Raw genomic sequence first — 14,945 nt, forward strand, 5'->3', positions numbered from 1 at the left:
TCGGCTTGCCGTTAAACGACTTGGTAGCCAACTGCTGGGCACTGCTGACTTTATGGCAATTCAGCGTAAGAAAGTGGCGCTGTCCAGCTAGCGCCCCGCGGCTCACCCGAGGCTAGCGCCTACGGCTCAAAAGATTGGAAGCTCACCCGAGGCTAGCGCCTACGGCTCAAAAGATTGGAAGGCTGCAGGAGCCGCTTGGCTTGGTCACGGAGATTTGGGAAGGGGCAGAGGTTTAAGTAGCTGACCTCCGAATACAGGAAATCGAGGGAGTGGGCTTCCAGTCGCTGGCTGCGTATTAGCCGCCTCGCCTGGACCGGGAGCGGGAAGCTTTGAGGAATGCGAATGCCTTGGAGAAGCCTCCGAGCGATGGCGGCGAATCGCGTCGACGTTCGCCGCAGCATTTCCGAGCGGACGATGCGATGCGAGTGAGCAAAAACTCTCACGTTACTCAAGTACAAAACGTGACAGAACGGCAGCCCGATCACCGCAGCGGCCTGCAGGGGTCCGCTGGCCATCAGCCCCTCCTCGACCTCGGTGGGGCTGATCCGAAAACCCGAACTTTTGATCAGATTGTCGCGGCGCCCGATGAAGTAGAAGTAACCTTCCGCATCCTGCCGCACGAGGTCCCCGGAATAACAGACGCGATCCGGGACACCTCCCCCGTCCCGCGGAAAGGGATGCGGACGGATCACGCGATCGGTCAATTCCGGCTGTCCCCAGTAGCCGAGCGAAACGGTCGGGCCGTGGTGGACCAGTTCGCCGACCTGGCCGGGCTCGCACCGCCGCCCCGCCTCGTCGACCACCAGCAACTCGGTGTTCGGAATTGCCCGCCCCATCGATCCCGGGCGACGGTCGAGTTCGGCGGCCGGCAGATAGGTCGAGCGAAACGCTTCGGTCAGCCCGTACATCAGGATGACCTCGGTCTCGGGCAGCGCCGCGCGGAGTTTCTCCAGCACGGGTAACGGCAACGCGCCGCCCGTGTTGGTGATGTAGCGAAGCCGCAAGTTCTGCTTTTCGAGCGCGGCGTAGGAGTGCACCAGCAAGGCCCACAGCGAGGGGACGCCAGCCAAACCAGTAATCCGCTCGGCCACTACGCCCCCAGATTTCCTGGATTCGCCGCCGGACGCTCGCCCACGGCTCCTGACAAGCATCCGGGGCTGTCAACGGCTCGCCTGCCGACAGCTTTGCCGCAGCGTCGGCGTGCCGCGGCACAGTGGTTGCATTCTGAACAGGCAGAGTTGACCCACCACTTCCGCTTGTAGGGCAGACCACTGATGTCCACCGCTAGAACGAATACCGTCACCGGAAGCGACTTTTTCAAGCTGCTGTTCGCGATCCTGCTGCCGCCTGTCGGCGTGTTTCTCGAAGTCGGCCTCGGGCTGCACTTTTGGCTCAACATCGTGCTGACGATCCTCGGCTACATCCCGGGCATCATCCACGCGGTCTGGATCATCGCGACTCGCTGAGCCGGGTGCCGCCTGGACGCACGTTGACCAGTGCCAGCGCAAGCTGACGGGCTAGAGCCAGCGCAAGCGGACCGGCCAGAGCCAGCGCAAGTTGACCGGCCCCGGCTTGATAACTAGGTTGAATTGATACTGCTCGGGCTCTTCGGACGCATGTCGAGGAGCCCGACCGTTCTTGTCTTTCGCCCGGTTCACGCCACACACGCTCGTCCGACCCGCGTCCCGATCCGCCCGCGACCCTTACTCCTGCGCCCACCCTGATGGATTCTCGTTTTCCTCATGCGGTTTCCTCGGGCGACGAGGTGGGGCGTGCCAAGCCCCAGTTGTCCGCCGGGACGAATCCGCCCGAGGGGCTCGAGCCGCCTGAAGAAGCGGGTTTGCCGGAAGTCGGTCCCGACGACGCCACGGTCCGCCGCGAGTCGGGCTCCACGCCGATCCCGCCCAGCGGCCCCCCTCTGAACGATGCGGAACGACCGGCCGCCGGCTCGAGCGTGGGCCCCACTTTGCCGGTAGGTGGCAGTTTGCAGGAAGGATCGGGTTCGCAGTTGGACCCGGGCTCCAAATCGGGGCTCGAGGAAGCCCAAACGGTCATCACCGATGCGAACCGTCCCGAATTGCCGCTGCAGGCGAGCGGTGCGGGAACTCCAGCCGAGGTGGCCAAGGTGCTGCTCGGGCACCAGCTCGACCACTTTGAGCTGGAGAGTCTGATTGGCAGTGGCGGGATGGGAGCGGTCTTTCGGGCCCGCGATACGCGGCTCGACCGAACCGTGGCTCTCAAAGTGATTCCGCGGGTCGGGGACGATCCAGAACTGCTCCGCCGGTTTCGCAACGAAGCTCAAAGTGCGGCGCGGCTGGACCACCCCTGCATCGCGCGTGTTTACGACGTCGGCCGCCACCAGGAGTGGCACTACATCGTTTTCGAGTACATCGAGGGGACGAACCTGCGGGATCTCGTCGCTCGCGAGGGGCTGCTCGATGTGGACGACGCGATTTACTACACGCGGCAGGTGGCCGAAGCGCTCGATCACGCCCATCGGCGCGGCGTGACGCACCGCGACATCAAGCCCTCCAACGTGCTGGTGACTCCCGACGGGCTGGTGAAGCTGGTCGACATGGGATTGGCTCGGGCTCAGCAGTTGGAGATGTCCGAGGACATGACAGCCAGCGGCGTGACGCTCGGCACGTTTGACTATATCTCGCCGGAGCAGGCCCGCGATCCTCGCAACGTGGACGTCCGCAGCGACATCTATTCGCTCGGCTGCACGTTGTACTTTGTGCTCACTGGCCGGCCGCCCTATCCGAGCGGCACGGTGCTCCAGAAGCTGCTCAGCCATGGATCGTCTCCGCCTCCCGATCCGCGGCTGATCCGCAGCGATTTGAGCGACAACCTGGTCGCGGTCCTGCACAAGATGTTGGCGAAGCAGCCCAACGACCGCTATCGCAAACCGCTCGACCTGATCTCGGATCTGTACGCGCTGGCTCAGCGTGAGAATCTACCTCGGTCGCTTTCGGCCGGCTCGATCGCGATCGCCCCGGACCATCGTTTTTCGCAGCTGGTCGAGCGGCACCTTCCCTGGATTGCGGCGGTCACGCTGCTGATCGCCGTGACCGCATGGCTGCAGCTGCTCTCCCTGGCCGGCAGCGACCTGCCGATCACCGAGCCGGGGCCGGCTCCTCCGGCACTCGTCCGGACGGCCGACCGCGCGGTTGCCGAGCCCGCGGGGCCGGAGCCCGATCCGGTGATCGCCGAGACCGACGCGGAGGCGGAGTCGGCTGGTAATGCCAATCTCCAGTCGCCCGACGAGGCGGCCGAACCGCCTCGCTTTGAAGGCATCCCCGCGGCGGTCGTCGGCCTCAACCGTGAATCCCGCAGCAGCGACAGCGGCAGCAGCAGCAACAGCCCGCCGATGCCCAGCTCGACCGCTCCGGCCCCGGCGCTAACGACGATCCGCGTGATCGGTCCCGGAGAGGAGGGAGCCAGCACGATCGACAGCAACAACCGCTTGCTGGTCACCTCGTTCGAGGAGGCGATCGAGGCGGCTCGCAACGCCCCGGACATCAAGCTGATCGAGCTAGCCGCTCCAATTATTCGCAGTGGACCGGTGACGCTGCCTCGCCGCGGGCTGACGATCCGTGGCACCGGCGAGTCGAACGTGCTGAGTTTCGTCTCGCACACGCCGCAGGTTGAACAGCGGACGGCGATGTTCGACCTCGGTCCGCACAGCGTTGATTTTGAGGACCTGCACCTGGTCTACCGCCTCCCGGAGTCGGCGGTCGATGGGGGAGCGATGTTCACGTTGGCCGGTGACAACACGGTCCGCTTCAGCCGCTGTTCGATCACGGTCGAGAACCCGATGCAGCGGGACGCGGTCTACGCCTTCGAGACTCGGCTGCTTCCCTCGGAGCCGAGCGAGGACGCCGCGGAAGCCGACGCCGACGCATCCGACGCCAAGGAGGGAGGAACCGCCGCCAGCTCTTCGCCGCCGCTGGTCGCGATCCAATTGAGCGATGTGATCGTGCGAGGGCAGATGTCGATGCTGTCGCTCGATGCCGCCGCGCTGGTCCAACTCGTCTGGGACAACGGGCTGCTGGCGGTCTCGCAGCGGATGATCGAGTCGGCCGGAGCGCTCACCCATGCGCCAGCCGGGGCCGCGGTCCGCATGACGCTGCGGATGAGCAACGTCACGGCGTCCCCCTCGGAGGGGCTCGTGGCGGTTCGCTTGAGCCCGGAGTTGCCCGAGCCGGTCGTCGTCGATCGGCTCGCCCAGAGCTGCGTGTTTACGCTCAGCAGCGACGCTCCACTGGTTGAAATGAACGGGCTGAGCGACGTCACGGCGATCGACCGCCGGGTGATCCTGCGGGGCAAGGATAATCACTACGACAGCGCCGATGGACGGACCAACGTGATCGTCCTGGCCACCTCGCTCGACTCCGGACGGTTGGTCTACGGCGTCTCGGATTTGCTGGCGGCCGACAAGCCTTACTGGACGCAGGAAGAGTCACCGCAGGGGATCGTGCTGTGGGACGGACCGATGCCGGTCGAGATCCCCACCCACCTGCATACCCCTTACGATTATCTGCAGCAGGGGGTCGTCCGCCCCGGTTTCCAGCTCGAGCGATTGCCGGAATTGCCACTGCCGAGCCCGTCGAATGGGTCAAGTGGAATTTGACATTCCAGGGATCACCACGTTTAATCAAGTGACAGCGATCCGAGCCTGCCCTTTAATCTATCGGAGATTTGTGGATGAAACGTGTTTTGATGTTCGCTTTGGTGGCCGCCTTCCTGACTTCCCCGGCGATGGCGATCAGCCATTTCAAGAAAGTCTGGGGGGAGCACTATACGCCCAGCGGTGACGACCCGGGGGCCGATAAAGTCGATCCCGAGTTCCGCTCCGCGACTCGCAAAGCGGGCTGCTTCATCTGTCACGTGAAGGGTGAGGACAAGAAAGAGGTGCGGAACGAGTACGGCAACGCGATGCACGACTTGCTCGACGCCGAGAACTACGATCGCGACCGCATCAAGGCGGAGCCGGAAAAGGTTCAGAAGGAAATCATCGAGGCTTTCGAGAAGGTCGCCAAAATGAAGTCGAAAGACGGCAAGACCTTTGGTGAAAAGCTGCAAGCTGGCGAACTGCCCGCGACCGACGCCGGGCTGTAAGCCGCACCGAGCGTCCGCGGACGCTCGCGGTCCCTGCGACACAATCTTTTTGCGACTCCAAACGCCAGGCGGCACCGCTCGTCTGGCGTTTTTTCTTGACCCCCCAGCCCCCTCCCAAACTTCCTATCATGCCGAACTTGATGCGATTCACCCTGGCTCGCTTGGCGGTTGCCACCACCGTCGCCCTCTCCGCCGCACTCCCCGCCCAGGCCGCCGAGCCGGAGGCGAAACCACAGGCCGCTGAAGAGGGCTTCATCCAGCTGTTCAACGGCGAGAATCTCGAAGGCTGGAAAGCCAACGAAAACTCCTCCAGCTGGTCGGTCGAAGAGGGAGCGATCGTCTGCGAAGGCCCCCGCAGCCACCTCTTTTACACCGGCCCCGAAGCGCCCTTCAAAGATTTTCACTTCATCGCGGAAGTCAAAACGACCCCCGGCAGCAACGCGGGAATCTACTTCCACACCAAGTATCAAGAGCAGGGCTGGCCGAAGTTCGGCTTCGAGTGCCAAGTGAACATCAGCGGCCGCGACGGGAAGAAATCGGGGGGGCTGTATGGCATCCGCGACGTCGCCAATCCCCCGGCCAAGGACAACGAGTGGTACACCCAGGAGATCATCGTCCGCGGCCGCAACATCGTCCTGAAGCTCAATGGCGAGACGCTGGTCGACTACACCGAGCCGGAAAACCAGCCCGCGTTTGACGAACGGTTCGAGCGACGGATCGGCAAAGGCACGTTCGCCCTTCAGGCGCACGACCCGGACAGCAAGGTGTACTTCCGTAACCTCCGCGTCAAACCGCTGTAGCTAGAAGCCCATCGCGGCGCGGCGACCATTGGCCGGAATGATGTCGTCGAAGATGCCTCCGAACATGCTCGACTCGACTTCGGCAACCTGCAGCCGGTCGCCCGGCCGCAGGCAGTAGTCATGCTCGGGCAACAGCACGTTGGTGCCCGGGCGGAAGCGGATGCCCATCCGCACGCCCCCGATCGCATCGGGCGAATTGCGGTAGAGCACGGCCTGCATCTGCGAGAACTGTTTGCTCAGGCCACTCTGCCGCAAAAGATCACTGACGTACACCGGTTTGCCGTCCGCCGGCAGCGGCAGAATCCGCGTCGGCGGCTCGGCGCCTCGGACTTGAAGCACGATCGAGTTCTTCTGTTGAGCTTCGGCGATCGCGCTAAATTCGCGGGTCGCTTGGGAAGCCTGGAGCTGCAGGGGCTCGGCTGACTCGTCGTTGCTTCCGAATCCAGCGGGGCTGAACATCGTGCAACCGCCGCTCGCGGCAGCGAGCGTGGCGACGAGCAACAGGGATCGCAACTTCTTCATAGCGGCGAAACGCCTTGTGCGTGATGGGTGAAAACGCGCGCCCCCCCGAGCGACCCTCGCCCCCCCCGGTCGACTTTGCCGATTCCGCGGATACTGCGGGGTATCGACCGCCGCCCCCAGAGAACTTGAGCCGAAAAGGAAAAGCGAGCGGCTGCTGATTCCTGCTCAGCGAAGCGGTGCTCGCGCTCGTACTCGCGCTCGCGCTCGCGCTCGTACTCGTACTCGTACTCGTACTCGCAACCCGGCCCAGAGCCTGCCGTCGAGCCCGCTGCGCAGAGTAGCCGCACCTCGATGCGCTCGATTCGAGTACGAGTACGAGTACCGCTTCGCTGAGTACGAGTACGAGTACGAATAGGAGTACGAGTACGAATAGGAGTACGAGTACGAAGGAGAAGCCTCTCGCCTCTTGCCGCTCGCGTGTTAAGCTGTCGCGAGTTTTTGCCCGCCGCCCCCCAGAGCCCTGTTGCACGCACCGTGAATCAGCCTGCTCAACCCGCCCCCGACGCGTCCACGGCCGCCGCCTCGCCGGCGGCTCGCGGGGGAGCCGTGACGCCTCCGCCGGTCGATTGGAACCGCCGCCATCTGCTCGATCTGGAGCGGCTCTCGGCTGCCGAGATCACGGCGCTGCTCGACACGGCTCAGTGGATGAAGGACGCCACCGGAGGCTGCCGCAACAAGCTCTCCTTGCTCAGCGGGATGACGTGCGCGAACCTGTTTTTCGAAAACAGCACTCGAACGCGCAACAGTTTTTCGCTGGCCGCCCGCCGGCTCGGAGCCGACACGGTCGAGTTCAGCAGCGGCGGGAGCAGCGTGGCGAAGGGAGAAACGTTCGTCGACACGGCCAAGACGATCGAGGCGATGGGAGTCGACTGGGTGGTGACGCGGCACAGCACGCCGGGCACGCCGCACCTGCTGGCCCGCGAGCTGCGCTGCCGGGTGCTCAACGCTGGCGACGGGGCTCACGAGCACCCGACGCAGGGCTTGCTCGACATGCTGACGATTCGCCAGCACCGAGGACGGATCGAGGGGCTGACGGTGGCTCTGGTCGGCGACATCGCTCACAGCCGCACCGCGCGGAGCAACCTGTGGGGGCTGCGGAAGCTCGGAGCACACGTGATCGTGTGCGGACCGGCGACGCTCGTCAGCCCACGCTGGGAGGAGTTGGGGATCGAAGTCGCCCACGATCTCGACGCGATCCTCGATCGCTGCGACGTGCTGAATCTGCTCCGCATCCAGTTCGAGCGGCAGTCGACTCCTTCGTTCCCGAGCATTCACGAGTACGCGCTCCGCTACGCGATGAACGGCCGGCGGATGCGACGCTCGAAGCCCGACATCCTGATCATGGCGCCGGGGCCGATCAACCGCGGCGTGGAGATCACCCCCGAGGTCGCCGACGGTCCGCAGAGCGTGATCCTGGACCAAGTCACCAATGGGATCGCGGTGCGGATGGCGGCGTTGTGGCTGTTGGCACAAGGCACCGGAGAAGAGACTTGATGGAAGCGGTATTGATTGAAGGAGGGCGGATCGTCGATCCCGCTTCGGGAGTCGACCGCAGCGGCCGGATCTTGCTCGAAGCGGGCGTGGTGCGAGCGCTCGACCCGAGCGACGGCGCGATTCCCCCGGAGTGCCGACGGATCGACGCCAGCGGCTGCATCGTCGCCCCCGGCTTGGTCGATCTAGCAACCGAACTCCGCGAACCGGGACGAGAGGAAGACGAGCAGATCGCCAGCGGAGTGGCCGCTGCGGTCGCCGGCGGGTACACCTCGATCCTGTGTGCTTCGAACACCGATCCGCCGATCGATTCTCCGGGCACCGTGGAACTCGTTCGGCAGAAAGCAGCGGTCGCCGATCTAGCTCGCGTCCACGTCATCGCCTGCGTCAGCAAGGGACGCCAAGGCGAAGTGATGGCGGAGCTTGGCTTGTTGAGCGAAGCCGGAGCGGTGGCGTTCAGCGATTCGCCACGGCCGCTGCCGAACAATGCGCTGCTGCGGCGAGCGCTGGAGTACTGCCGGATGTTCGATCGGCCGATCCTCGATCGCCCGGGCGTTCCCGAGTTGTCGATCGGCGGAGTGATGCACGAAGGGCAGGTCTCGCTGGTGCTCGGGCTCAGCGGTCTGCCGACCGAGGCGGAGGATTTGGCAGTCGCTCGCGACGTGCGGTTGGCCGAAGCGACCGGGGGACGGCTGCACGTCGGTCCGGTCAGCACGATGGGAGCGATCGACATGCTGCGGCGCGTCAAATCGCGCGGCGTGCGGGTCACCGCTTCGGCCTGTCCGCACAACCTCACCCTCAGCGACCAGGCCTTGCGGTCGTTCGATGCCCGCTTCAAAGTCCACCCGCCGCTGCGAAGCGAACGGCACATCGAGACCCTGCGCGAAGCGATCGCCGACGGCACGATCGATGCGGTCCAGAGCGGCCACATGCCGCGAGCGGACGAAAAGAAGATGAACGATCTGGACCTTTCCCCGTTCGGCCAATCGTCGCTGGAAACGTCGCTAGCGGTAGTCATCACCGAAATGCTCCGCCCCGGGATCATCGATTGGCCAACGTTGATCCGCCGGATGTCGACCACGCCCGCTGAGATCGCGGGGATCGACGCCGGCACGCTTCGCATCGGAGCTCCGGCCGACCTGATCGTGATCGATCCCGAAGCGGAGTGGACCGTCGACGAGGCGAGCTTCCATTCGCACTGCCGCAGCTCACCGCTCGTCGGCCACACCCTGCACGGCCGCGTCACGCACGCGATCGTCGGAGGACGAGTCAGGTACGAAAGCGGAGTACTGAGTGCTGAGTGCTGAGTGCTGAGTGCTCCTGCGTCCGGCTATCGTGGGTTGGCTCGGCCGAGGTGCTCAAACCCTTTGCTCGTGGCCATCCGGCCGCGGCGGGTGCGGACGATCAATTCGCTGCGGAGCAGAAACGGTTCGACTTCGTCTTCGAGCGTATCGCTGCTGATGTTCAACGTGTGGGCGATCGCCTCGAGCCCGGCTGGTCCGCCGTCGAAAATCCGGATCAGCGTGTCGAGGTAGCTACGGTCCTGCTTGTCGAGTCCGAGCGAGTCGATGCCGGTCATCTCCATCGCTTCCACCGCCACGCGGGCCGTAACTTTGCCCCCGGCGCGGCTCTGGGCAAAGTCGCGGACCCAGAGCAGTCGGTTGTTGGCGATTCGCGGCGTGCCACGGCTGCGGAAGGCGATCTCGTGGGTCGCCGCTTCGTCGACTTTCACCTTCAGCTTCGCCGCGTTCCGCAGGATGATCTCGCGAAGGTCGTCGATCGGGTAATAGCTCAGATGCTCGCGGATCTGAAAGCGGTCGCGGAGCGGAGCGCTGAGCATTCCGGCGCGGGTTGTGGCGCCGATCAACGTGAACGGTTTGAGCTCGAGGTTCAGCGTCCGGGCGTTGACTCCTTCGCCGAGCACGATGTCGATCCGGTAATCCTCCATCGCCGTGTAGAGGTATTCTTCGACGGTCCGCGGCAGCCGATGGATCTCGTCGATGAACAGCACCGAGCCGGCTTCGACGTTCGTCAGGTACGGGATCAGATCCTTCGGAGCCTTCAGCCCTGCGCCGCTGGCCAGCTGCACCGAGGTTCCCATCTCGTGCGGAATGACCGTTGCGAACGTCGTTTTGCCGAGCCCCGGCGGGCCGTCGAAGAGGATGTGGCCGAGCGGTTCACTTCGCGACCGCGCAGCGTCGATCGCGATCCGCAGCCGTTCGATGACGTCGCCCTGGCCGACCATCTCCTGCATCTGCGAAGGGCGGAGCCGCGTGTCCTGGATCGTCTGCGGCGCACCGGGATCGTCCCGGTGGTCGTCATCGTCGCCCGATTGCTGGTAGATTGCTTCGCGTGCCATTGCCCACAGCGCAAATGGTGAAGATGGACAAAAGTACAAACTGGATTGACGTGTTCAGCTTATCGGGGGTGACGGCGAGGGGCGAGGGCTGCCCGCATTTTGCAGCGTTTGCCAATTCCTCCGCCCCGTCCCTGGCGTGCTGAATCGTTCCCCGACGGAGAAAGAGAAAGAAGCTTCATGCTGCAGGAAGAACGACTGGAAACGGATCTCGAGCGTCTGGATCGAACCGCGGTCTGGCACGGCTTTACCCAAATGGCCCACTACAACCCGATGGTCATCGAGCGGGGCGAGGGGAACTGGCTCGTCGACTGCCACGGCCGGCGGTATCTGGACGCAATCAGCAGTCTGTGGTGCAACGTTCACGGGCACGCTCACGAGCGGATCAACGCCGCGATCCGCGAGCAACTCGACCGCGTCGCCCACGTCACTTCCCTCGGCATGGGGAGCGCCACGGCGGCAGAATTGGCCGGCCGGCTCGTGGAGATCGCCCCCCCGGGACTCGAACACGTCTTCTTCAGCAGCGATGGTTCCTCGGCGGTCGAAGCGGCCCTCAAGATGGCCTTCCAGTATTGGCGGCAGATCGCCAATCCGGAACCGCAGCGGTCGCGGTTTTTGGCTCTCGGCTCGGCCTACCACGGCGACACCACGGGCGGGGTCAGCCTGGGAGGCGTCGAACATTTCCATCGGCTGTTCGCCCCGATCCTGTTCGATCCGCTCCGCGGCCCCTGTCCCGACGCCTACCGCCGCCCCGAAGGGATGGACGTCGACCAAGCCTGCCAGTTTTACTTGGATCAAATGCAGCGGCTGCTCGAGCAGCATCCGGGCGAAATCGTGGCGGTCGTAATGGAGCCGCTGGTCCAAGGGGCCGCGGGGCTGATCATGCATCCCCCCGGCTTTCTCGCGGGCGTCCGGCGGCTGACTCGCGAGCACGACGTGCTGCTGATTTGCGACGAAGTGGCCACCGGGTTCGGTCGCACCGGGCGGATGTTCGCCTGCGAGAACGAAGACGTGGCGCCCGACATCCTGTGCCTTGGCAAAGGGCTCACCGGCGGTTACCTGCCGATGGCGGCCACGCTGGCTTCGGATCAGATCTGGCAAGCATTCCTCGGCGAACCGTCGGAGAACCGCCAGTTCTTCCACGGGCACACCTTTGGCGGCAATCCGCTCGCCGCCGCCGCCGCACTCGCTTCGCTCGACCTGTTCGAATCGGAGCGGACACTCGAGCGTCTCCCAGCGAAGATCGAGCAATTGGCCGCAGAGCTGGCTCCGCTGGCCGAACACCCGCACGTCGGCGACGTTCGCCAGCGCGGCCTGATGATCGCCATCGAGCTGGTCCAGGACCGGGCGACCCGGCAGCGGTTCGAGCGAGCCGAGATGCGGGGGCGGAAGGTCTGCCAGCGCGCGACCGACGAGGGCGTCTGGATTCGTCCGCTCGGCGACGTCATCGTGTTGATGCCGCCGCTGAGTATCCTCGAGTCGGAGATCGAGCTGCTCGGACGGACGGTCCGCGAGGCGATCGCCGATGAGTTCGCGGGAATGTGAAGCGGAGCTGGCATGAGCGAGTCGCCACCCAATCCAGAATCGCCATCCAGTCCGGGGTCGCTGCAGAACGTCGAGAATCTGTGGCGGTACGAGCCGTACCTGCGGATGCTGGCGCGAGTCCACATGCGGCGGGCGTATCAAGCCAAGATCGATGCCTCGGACATCGTCCAGCAATCGCTGATGCAGGCGGTCCAGGGGCTCGACCGGTTCCGTGGCGAGACCGACGCCGAACTGCGAGCTTGGCTGCGACAAATCCTGGCCCGGAACATCGTGCACCTCGACCGCGACCTGCATCGCGAGAAGCGAGACATCCGCCGCGAGCGGTCGATCGAGGACCGGCTCGCCCAGTCCTCGCTTCGGCTCGAGGGCTGGCTGGCCGCCGGAGGCCCTTCGCCGAGTCAGAACGTGGCGGTCGGCGAGCGGATCGTGCGGCTCAGCACCGCCATCGAGTCGCTCCCCGAGGCCCAGCGCGACGCGGTGCGACTGCACTACCTCGAAGGGCTCAAGCTCTCCGAATGCGCCGGACGGATGAACAAGACGACCGGAGCCCTGGCCGGCCTGCTGCACCGAGCGATCAAAACCCTCCGCAACCAGTTGGGAGAGTGATCGCCTTCATAGTCGCCTTTCGCTCCGCGAAAGTAGCGCCGACACCCTCCCCCCGGGAGGGTCGCGAGGAACGAGCGGGGAGGGCGCTCCGCGACGTCGAGCGATGAGCGGGGGTGGACTCAGCTGGCCCTCCCCGGGCCTAAGAGCCCGACCCTCCCGGGGGGAGGGTAATAGTGACGAGTTAGCGTGCTGCGGCTGATGGGATGGCCCAAAGCGAGGCTCACTCTACTTCCGGTGTGACGGGGGTGCGGGGGCCGACCGGCAGGGCTTCCCACGGTTTGGGGTAGAGGTACAGCGGCTCGATCCGCCCCGCATGGTTGGCATAGGCCCCGCGGTGCACGTTCTCGTGCCAGCTCATCGCTTCCTGGCTGCTCGGAGCGATGTAGTAAGCGATCTTGCCACCGATGTAGGTCGGCCGGTTGTAGCGAGCCCGGTAGGACCACGGCAGATTGTTGCCGAGCGGCGGGATCGGCTCGAACCGGTAGCCGACCGGAGGCGGTTTGACGAGCGGCTCGTGAGCTAGGGCGGGAGTCCCGAGCGTCAACAGCAACAGAGCAGCAGCAAGGCTTCGCATAGTCTCGGTTCCAGTTCCGATGTCGGTCGTCGCGAGTGCGTTTGTGGGTCTATCGACTTTAGCTCGAGAGAGCTGTGCGGCAATCGATTCGGCCGTTCGTCGTCTGTGAACGTGCGGTAACAATTGTAGCGATCACACCGGCCGCACCGACTCAGTACTCAGTACTCAGTCACTTCTGCCCGCTGTAGCGGTAGGCCAGGGTGGCGAGGCTTACCAGCCACGCGGCTCCGATCCACAGCGGTGCGGTCACGGGCAAGAGAGCGGCCGGAATCGCCGCGGCGAGGAACAATCCGCCGAGCACTTGGCACCCGCCCCAGATGTGTCCTCCCATGGCGATGAACCCAAAACCGCCGAGCGCGGCGGTGATCGGCAGCAGGATCGCATGCTCGACGTCCATCCAGTGAATCAGCAGATGGATCATCGTCAGCGAGGCGAGGTAACCGCCCCAGATCGACCACACCGGCCGTTCGGCGGCCGACCGCGGCAACACCGCACCGCCGCGGTAGTAATAGAAGCTGGCGGCCAATCCAGCGAACATCACCGCGCGCGGCAACCGGCGGCTGAACCAGGGAGACCAGGGCAGGAAGCTGAACGCGAAGATCGCCACGTGGGCGGCAAAAATGATCACTCCCATCAGCAGCAAAGCCCGGCCCCAGTGGGCGAAGTACTGCTGGTGCTGGTCGCGGCGGAGCGAGCGGACGACCGCGCTGAGCACTCCCGATCCAGCCGCCGCCACCGTTTCGCCACTGGCAAACCGGTCGAGATCTTCGGCTAACTCTTCAGCTGTCCGGTAGCGATCGGCCGGGTCGCGGTGCAAGCACTTGAGGCACACCCGTTGGAGATCCGCCGGGACCTCCCGGCAAAGCTCACGGGGCGGGATCGGGTCGTCTTGCAGCACGCGGCGGAGGATCTCGGCGGGTGAGTAGACCGCTGCGGCGGCGTCGGCGTATGGCGGGCGACCGGTCAGCAGCGAGTACAGAATGGCTCCGAGCGCGTAGATGTCGGTGGCCGGTCCCACGTCGTGTTTTCCCGCCGCCTGCTCGGGGCTCATGTAGTGCGGCGTCCCCAACACCTGTCCGGTCTGCGTCAACAGACTGCCGTCGTGCGGCGCTTTGGCTAACCCAAAGTCGGTCAGCTGAGGCCGCCCCTGGTCGTCGATCAGAATGTTCGCCGGCTTGAGATCGCGGTGCACGATTCCCGCTCGATGGGCGTAGGCCACCGCCCGCGCGATCGTCGCCATCGTCGCCGCCGCTTCCGCCGGCCGGCAGCTTCGCTCCCGCACCCAGACTTCCAGCGAAGGCCCCTCGATGAGCGCCATCGAATAGTAGTCTTGCCCCTCCCACGATCCAATTTCATAGATCGGCACGATGTTCGGATGCTGCAGCCGCGAAGCCGCTTCGGCTTCGATCCGAAATCGCCGCCGCTGCTCATGGCTGGCCAGCACTCCGCTGCCGATCAGTTTCACCGCAACCGCCCGCTCGAGCCCTGCTTGGCGAGCCCGGTAAACCACTCCCATCCCGCCGCGAGCAATCTCCGCCTCCAAGCGATACGCCCCCACCTGCTGGCCGACCAACGAGCCTTCCTCGCACTCCGCCCCCTGCAGCCAGCGGTGATTGTGAAAGAAGACTCGCAGCTCCTCGGCCAAATGCGGATACCGCGACAAATACTCGTCGGGGCAGGGGAGGGAACCGCTCTCGAGCCGCTCGAGGTACTCGGCCATCACCGCTTCGAGCTGAGAATCACTCCCAGGCGTGCCACTCCCAGGCGTGCCACTCCCAGGAGCGCCACTCCCAGGAGCGCCACTCCCAGGAGCGTCTGTGCGAGCCTCGCGGGCCCGTTCACTTCCAGCGGTGAGCTGCAGCGTCGGATCGACGCTGCCGGGCTTCTTCGTGGGCGGTTCGTCCATCGCAGGGCGGCAGTCGAAGGGGGA

13 protein-coding genes are annotated in these 14,945 nt (G+C 65.0%); 8 read left to right on the plus strand and 5 right to left on the minus strand.

Features of this window, described 5'->3' with window-relative positions:
• Positions 1 to 152: 152 nt before the first annotated feature.
• Positions 153 to 1,091 carry an AMP-binding protein gene (locus GNK13_RS13260; RefSeq protein WP_203329054.1) on the minus strand — a complete coding sequence of 313 codons (939 nt, stop codon included), beginning with the start codon at positions 1,089 to 1,091 and terminating at the stop codon, positions 153 to 155.
• A 183-nt stretch (positions 1,092 to 1,274) separates the two neighbouring features.
• Between GNK13_RS13260 and GNK13_RS13265 the strand changes: the two genes are divergently transcribed.
• The 4 genes from GNK13_RS13265 to GNK13_RS13280 all read left to right on the plus strand — a co-directional run bounded on the left by GNK13_RS13265 (position 1,275) and on the right by GNK13_RS13280 (position 5,921).
• Positions 1,275 to 1,466, plus strand: coding sequence for a YqaE/Pmp3 family membrane protein (locus GNK13_RS13265; RefSeq protein ID WP_164103017.1), 192 nt, complete (start codon positions 1,275 to 1,277; stop codon positions 1,464 to 1,466).
• A gap of 257 nt (positions 1,467 to 1,723) precedes the next feature.
• A complete protein-coding gene (locus GNK13_RS13270) occupies positions 1,724 to 4,633 on the plus strand; it encodes a serine/threonine-protein kinase (protein WP_164103018.1) in 2,910 nt (969 codons plus the stop codon).
• Positions 4,634 to 4,707: 74 nt separating this feature from the next.
• Positions 4,708 to 5,121: a hypothetical protein gene (locus GNK13_RS13275; protein ID WP_164103019.1), complete on the plus strand. Its 414-nt coding sequence runs from the start codon at positions 4,708 to 4,710 to the stop codon at positions 5,119 to 5,121.
• Positions 5,122 to 5,249: 128 nt separating this feature from the next.
• Positions 5,250 to 5,921 (plus strand): 3-keto-disaccharide hydrolase, encoded by a 672-nt coding sequence (locus GNK13_RS13280; protein ID WP_164103020.1) that lies wholly within the window; start codon positions 5,250 to 5,252, stop codon positions 5,919 to 5,921.
• Here GNK13_RS13280 and GNK13_RS13285 read toward each other — a convergent pair whose 3' ends face one another.
• On the minus strand, positions 5,922 to 6,443 hold the full coding sequence (locus tag GNK13_RS13285; protein WP_164103021.1) for a hypothetical protein: 522 nt from the start codon (positions 6,441 to 6,443) through the stop codon (positions 5,922 to 5,924).
• A gap of 546 nt (positions 6,444 to 6,989) precedes the next feature.
• Between GNK13_RS13285 and GNK13_RS13290 the strand changes: the two genes are divergently transcribed.
• Both GNK13_RS13290 and GNK13_RS13295 read left to right on the plus strand, forming a co-directional pair.
• Complete coding sequence (locus tag GNK13_RS13290; RefSeq protein WP_164103067.1) at positions 6,990 to 7,937, plus strand: aspartate carbamoyltransferase catalytic subunit; 948 nt, start codon at positions 6,990 to 6,992, stop codon at positions 7,935 to 7,937.
• On the plus strand, positions 7,937 to 9,241 hold the full coding sequence (locus tag GNK13_RS13295; protein WP_164103022.1) for a dihydroorotase: 1,305 nt from the start codon (positions 7,937 to 7,939) through the stop codon (positions 9,239 to 9,241). The genes GNK13_RS13290 and GNK13_RS13295 overlap by 1 nt, the downstream gene beginning before the upstream one ends.
• 23 nt (positions 9,242 to 9,264) lie before the next feature.
• On the opposite strand, the gene ruvB is transcribed toward GNK13_RS13295, so the two are convergent.
• The gene (gene ruvB / locus GNK13_RS13300; RefSeq protein ID WP_164103023.1) at positions 9,265 to 10,293 is read right to left on the minus strand and encodes a Holliday junction branch migration DNA helicase RuvB; all 1,029 of its coding nucleotides are present in this window, start codon (positions 10,291 to 10,293) and stop codon (positions 9,265 to 9,267) included.
• A 177-nt stretch (positions 10,294 to 10,470) separates the two neighbouring features.
• On the opposite strand from ruvB, the gene bioA reads away from it, so the two are divergent.
• Positions 10,471 to 11,835, plus strand: a complete 1,365-nt coding sequence (gene bioA, locus GNK13_RS13305) for an adenosylmethionine--8-amino-7-oxononanoate transaminase (RefSeq protein ID WP_164103024.1) — start codon at positions 10,471 to 10,473, stop codon at positions 11,833 to 11,835.
• 12 nt (positions 11,836 to 11,847) lie between these two features.
• Entirely contained in the window at positions 11,848 to 12,441 is a 594-nt protein-coding gene (locus GNK13_RS13310) for a sigma-70 family RNA polymerase sigma factor (RefSeq protein ID WP_164103025.1), read from the plus strand.
• Positions 12,442 to 12,661: 220 nt separating this feature from the next.
• On the opposite strand, the gene GNK13_RS13315 is transcribed toward GNK13_RS13310, so the two are convergent.
• Both GNK13_RS13315 and GNK13_RS13320 read right to left on the minus strand, forming a co-directional pair.
• Positions 12,662 to 13,015 (minus strand): hypothetical protein, encoded by a 354-nt coding sequence (locus tag GNK13_RS13315; RefSeq protein WP_164103026.1) that lies wholly within the window; start codon positions 13,013 to 13,015, stop codon positions 12,662 to 12,664.
• A gap of 169 nt (positions 13,016 to 13,184) precedes the next feature.
• A complete protein-coding gene (locus GNK13_RS13320; protein ID WP_164103027.1) occupies positions 13,185 to 14,921 on the minus strand; it encodes a serine/threonine-protein kinase in 1,737 nt (578 codons plus the stop codon).
• Positions 14,922 to 14,945: the final 24 nt, after the last annotated feature.

Source organism: Candidatus Laterigemmans baculatus (genome assembly GCF_010367455.1).
GTDB classification, from domain to species: domain Bacteria; phylum Planctomycetota; class Planctomycetia; order Pirellulales; family Pirellulaceae; genus Laterigemmans; species Laterigemmans baculatus.